Below are 3,885 nucleotides of genomic sequence, written 5' to 3'. Positions count from 1 at the left end.
TCTTTCTACCATACCGGGGATGATCTTTTTTGAAACGTAAAGTAGGCCTTTTACATTAATGTCCATCATGGCATCCCAGTCATCTTCGCTGCCATCTTGAATAAAGTCCAGTCCGTGGGCATTGCCTGCGTTATTGATTAAGACGGTTATATTTTTCCATTGATCAGGCAAAGAATCAATGGCTTCGTAGACTGCTTTTTTATCCCTTACATCAAAAACCAAATAATGATAGTCAGTATCTTTTGGAAGTGAATCTTTTAGTTCTGCTAATCTTTCTTCTCTTCGACCACAAGCGATGATGGCAAAGCCTTCCGCAGCCAGATATTTGACGCAAGCTTTTCCTATGCCGGAGCTTGCTCCGGTAATGAATGCAATTTTCTTTTCCATTAGGGAAGATAAAATTTTTCCCCTAAGATTAAAAGTGAATAGGCCTGCAATGCAATTGCCTTACTGAAAATTTAAATAGATAGTGATGGATTTTCTTTTTATGGATGCGATGGCACCAGCCATTCGCTCATCTGAGTATCCGTCTTGGTACAAATTCATTAGGCCATGTGAAAAGCGAATTTCCGGAGAAAACTTAAAAAATTTGAAATAAAGGTCAAATCCCATACCCATTTCTAATGCTACATCGCTTCCTTTTAAAGCAACCGGGTCTTCATTGGCTTCTTCTTGATTTTTGGTTCTAAACTGCCCGTTTAATCCCCCAATAAAAAACATTCGGGTATTGTTAAAGCGTTGGGATTTGTATTTGAGCAATAGGGGAATTTCTACAAGTGTTTCTTCCGTAAGTAGAGGAACAGCATTTATTCCCACTCCATTGATAGCATCCGGATCGTCCGTAAAAAGCTGTAGTTCAGTACGGTATTCATAAAACCCAACTTTAGGTGTAAACATCAGGTTGAATTGATCATGCAATCTGGCTGTTACCAAAAAACCTAAGGCAAAACCGGGAGAAAAACTCGGCATTATAGCCCTAACCTTATCAAGATTGGGATAATCGGGGTTGAGAAAATTGTCCGCATACTTAATTCTTAGCGAACTGTTATGAGCCGCAAGGAAAAAGCCATAGGAAAGCGGTTCATTATCACTTCCCGATGGATTAAAAATAAAACTCTTTTGCTGTGCTTTTACCAAATGGTCTTGGAAAAAGAGAAGTGCTAAAGCAATGAGAATTACTTTATACCAACGTATATTGAACTTATGCCAAATGTGAGCGTCTTGCATTGCGTTTTTTTGAAACCTACCCTTTCAAGTATATTTATAAAATCATTGCCATCAGGAAAAGCCTTTACTGATTCGGGTAAATAGGTATAGGCTGAATTGTCCTTTGAGACCATTTTACCAATCTGAGGTAAAATATATTTAAAATAAAAGGAATAAGCTTGTTTCATCGGGAATTTTTTTGGTGTAGAAAACTCTAAAATCACTGTTTTTCCCCCTGGTTTTAATACCCGATACATATCCGCCAATCCTTTTTCAAGGTTTTCGAAGTTCCTAACCCCAAATGAAACGATGACAGCGTCAAACTTATTTTCCTCAAAGAGCAACTTTTCTGAATCTCCCATTTGTAATTCGATAAGGTGATCCAGTTTTTTTTGTTTCATCTTCTTGCGCCCTTCACTGAGCATCCCTTCAGAGATATCTACCCCGATAATCTTTTCCGGCTTTAATGCCAAAGCTTCAATTGCGAAGTCACCGGTACCGGTGGCAATATCTAAAATTAATTTTGGCTTATCTTCCTGCAACATTTTTATGGCTTTTTTTCGCCAGATAATGTCTATGCCCATGCTAAGCACATGATTTAGCAAATCGTAATTTTTGCTAATGTTATTGAACATATTGGCAACTTGTTGCTTCTTGCCTTCTTTTTGATTTTTGTACGGAACTACTGACATGGCTTCTTATTTCAATACAATATTACTAAGTAAACTTGAGCAATGGAAAATTGTTAATGAATTAATGGTTTGGAGACCTTTCAGGAATTTACTTACCTTTGCAAGAAAAAAGAGCCATGTTGAAGAATGCACGCTTTTTAATGAGTAATTCAGACCATACAAAGTGCCCGGCACCCACCAAGCCGGAATTTGCTTTTATTGGTAGATCTAATGTTGGAAAAAGCTCGCTTATTAACATGCTTACCAATCACAAGCACCTGGCCAAAACCTCGGGAAAACCGGGTAAAACCCAGTTAATCAACCATTTTGAAATTGATTCTCGTTGGTATATGGTCGATCTTCCCGGTTATGGATTTGCTAAAGCAAATAAAAAACTGAAGGCTGAATGGAACAAGATGATTCGCAATTACCTTACCGAAAGGGAAAACCTGGTATCGGTATTTGTATTGATCGACAGCCGACTCAACCCACAACCTATAGATATAGAATTTATTACTTGGTGTGGTCAGTTGGAATTGCCGGTAACATTGATTTTTACCAAAGCGGACAAACAATCCCAATCGAAAACAGCAGACAATGTCCACCGTTTCCTTGATGAAATGGAAAAAATGTTTGTTGAAGCACCGGAGTTTTTCGTTACCTCTGCCATGACAAAAGTAGGCAAAGAAGAGTTAACCCAATTTATAGAAGAAAACGTATCTGAATACTATGAGGAGGGGTAAACGCCCCAATCTTTCTCGAGATAATCATATATTTGCAGCCAATAAAAAAATAACTATCATGGAATTTAAAGACATTGCCACTGTTTCTGGAAAACCAGGTTTATATAAAGTGTTGAAGCCCAGTAGAAGTGGGGTCATCCTTGAATCTTTGGATGAAAAAAAGGGTAAATTAGTAGTAGGTGCCGCACAGCGGGTTTCTTTATTGAGTGAAATATCCATTTATACGCTTACTGAAGAAGGAGCTTCTCCTTTGCAGGATATTATGGTGAAAATAGAAAAGGAGTTTCAAGGAGATACCGGTTTGGAAGGAGCTGACAAAGAAGAGTATCAAGCATTTATGAAACATATACTACCGGAATTTGATGAAGATCGGGTTTATGCTTCTGATGTTAAGAAATTAATCAATTGGTACCATATTATCCGTGCACAGTGCCCTGAGGTTTTGGAAGAGGAAACAGGTGAAGAGGATACCAAACCTGAGGAAGAAGAAAAATAAAAATGCATGAATTCATCAATGGATAATTCAAGCCTTATGAAGACAGTTGCAGTAGACTTAAAAGATTTACTGCAACTGCCTATTGTTCCTGACAAAATTGACAGAGAAGGCTTAGCAAAAGCCATTGAGCAGGTGGTTGCTCACCTGCTTAATCAAGAATTTGAAAGATTTCTCCAGCTATGTTACCGGTTTGATCTTGGTGAAGGAAAAGTGCAAGAAATATTAAATACTTGTCCCCCTGAAGAAATTTCTTTTCAAATGTCACTCGCCATAATTGATCGCCAAATGCTGAAGATACACTTTCGTAAGAAATACAGTGAGCAGTAATTAATTTCTACTACATTCGAATTACGGTCAATTGATCAGCTATTCAAAATTTCATCTAATTTTTTTACCATGTTGATAGACCCTATGTAAAAAGGAGTTCGTTGGTGTAGACTCTCCGGTTGAATATCTAAAATTCTATTTTTTCCATCAGAGGCCATCCCACCTACTTGTTCAGCAATGAAAGCCAAAGCATTTGCTTCATATATCAGTCTAATCTTACCATTTTTGGCTTTGTTGGTGGGGGGATAAAGATATATTCCTCCTTTGAGTAAATTTCTGTGAAAATCAGCTACCAAGCTTCCGATATACCTTGCCGAAGCTCCCTGTCGCTTGCAACTTTCTAAATAGGAAAGAATATTCGGGTTGATCATCGGAGTAAGCCCTTCATTCATGGTGAAAATATTACCATCTTCAGGCATTTTCATGTCGGGATGTGAAAGAA

General features: G+C 37.9%; 7 protein-coding genes. 3 read left to right on the top strand and 4 right to left on the bottom strand.

The genetic code is table 11. The features are described from left to right. The 3 genes from AAC037_RS21220 to ubiE all read right to left on the bottom strand — a co-directional run. Positions 1-387: SDR family NAD(P)-dependent oxidoreductase (locus tag AAC037_RS21220; RefSeq protein ID WP_339905441.1), on the bottom strand; the 387-nt coding region annotated here is incomplete at its 3' end. A 60-nt stretch (positions 388-447) separates the two neighbouring features. After that, the gene (locus AAC037_RS21215; protein ID WP_339905439.1) at positions 448-1,227 is read right to left on the bottom strand and encodes an outer membrane beta-barrel protein; all 780 of its coding nucleotides are present in this window, start codon (positions 1,225-1,227) and stop codon (positions 448-450) included. Beyond that, complete coding sequence (gene ubiE, locus AAC037_RS21210; RefSeq protein WP_339905437.1) at positions 1,176-1,898, bottom strand: bifunctional demethylmenaquinone methyltransferase/2-methoxy-6-polyprenyl-1,4-benzoquinol methylase UbiE; 723 nt, start codon at positions 1,896-1,898, stop codon at positions 1,176-1,178. The genes AAC037_RS21215 and ubiE overlap by 52 nt, the downstream gene beginning before the upstream one ends. A 116-nt stretch (positions 1,899-2,014) precedes the next feature. Here ubiE and yihA point away from each other — a divergent pair, with 116 nt between their 5' ends. From yihA to AAC037_RS21195, 3 genes are read left to right on the top strand one after another with little or no spacing between them, the layout of a single operon-like run. After that, positions 2,015-2,620, top strand: coding sequence for a ribosome biogenesis GTP-binding protein YihA/YsxC (gene yihA / locus AAC037_RS21205; protein ID WP_339905435.1), 606 nt, complete (start codon positions 2,015-2,017; stop codon positions 2,618-2,620). Between the two features lie 58 nt (positions 2,621-2,678). Further along, the gene (locus AAC037_RS21200; protein WP_339905433.1) at positions 2,679-3,116 is read left to right on the top strand and encodes a DUF5606 domain-containing protein; all 438 of its coding nucleotides are present in this window, start codon (positions 2,679-2,681) and stop codon (positions 3,114-3,116) included. Positions 3,117-3,152: 36 nt separating this feature from the next. Beyond that, entirely contained in the window at positions 3,153-3,443 is a 291-nt protein-coding gene (locus tag AAC037_RS21195) for a hypothetical protein (protein WP_339905431.1), read from the top strand. Positions 3,444-3,478: 35 nt separating this feature from the next. Here AAC037_RS21195 and AAC037_RS21190 read toward each other — a convergent pair. Continuing rightward, positions 3,479-3,885: class 1 fructose-bisphosphatase (locus AAC037_RS21190; RefSeq protein WP_339905430.1), on the bottom strand; the 407-nt coding region annotated here is incomplete at its 5' end.

Origin of the sequence: uncultured Cyclobacterium sp. (assembly GCF_963976465.1) — a bacterium.
Taxonomy (GTDB): Bacteria; Bacteroidota; Bacteroidia; order Cytophagales; family Cyclobacteriaceae; genus Cyclobacterium.
The sequence above is the reverse complement of the archived record's forward strand: the minus strand, read 5'-3'. Positions and strand labels throughout refer to the sequence as shown.

Bases quoted from the DNA above. Each gene is read 5' to 3' on its own strand.
- AAC037_RS21195 (WP_339905431.1), top strand. From the start codon at position 3,153: ATGAAGACAGTTGCAGTAGACTTAAAAGATTTACTGCAACTGCCTATT.
- yihA (WP_339905435.1), top strand. From the start codon at position 2,015: ATGTTGAAGAATGCACGCTTTTTAATGAGTAATTCAGACCATACAAAG.
- ubiE (WP_339905437.1), bottom strand. From the start codon at position 1,898: ATGTCAGTAGTTCCGTACAAAAATCAAAAAGAAGGCAAGAAGCAACAA.
- AAC037_RS21215 (WP_339905439.1), bottom strand. From the start codon at position 1,227: ATGCAAGACGCTCACATTTGGCATAAGTTCAATATACGTTGGTATAAA.
- AAC037_RS21200 (WP_339905433.1), top strand. From the start codon at position 2,679: ATGGAATTTAAAGACATTGCCACTGTTTCTGGAAAACCAGGTTTATAT.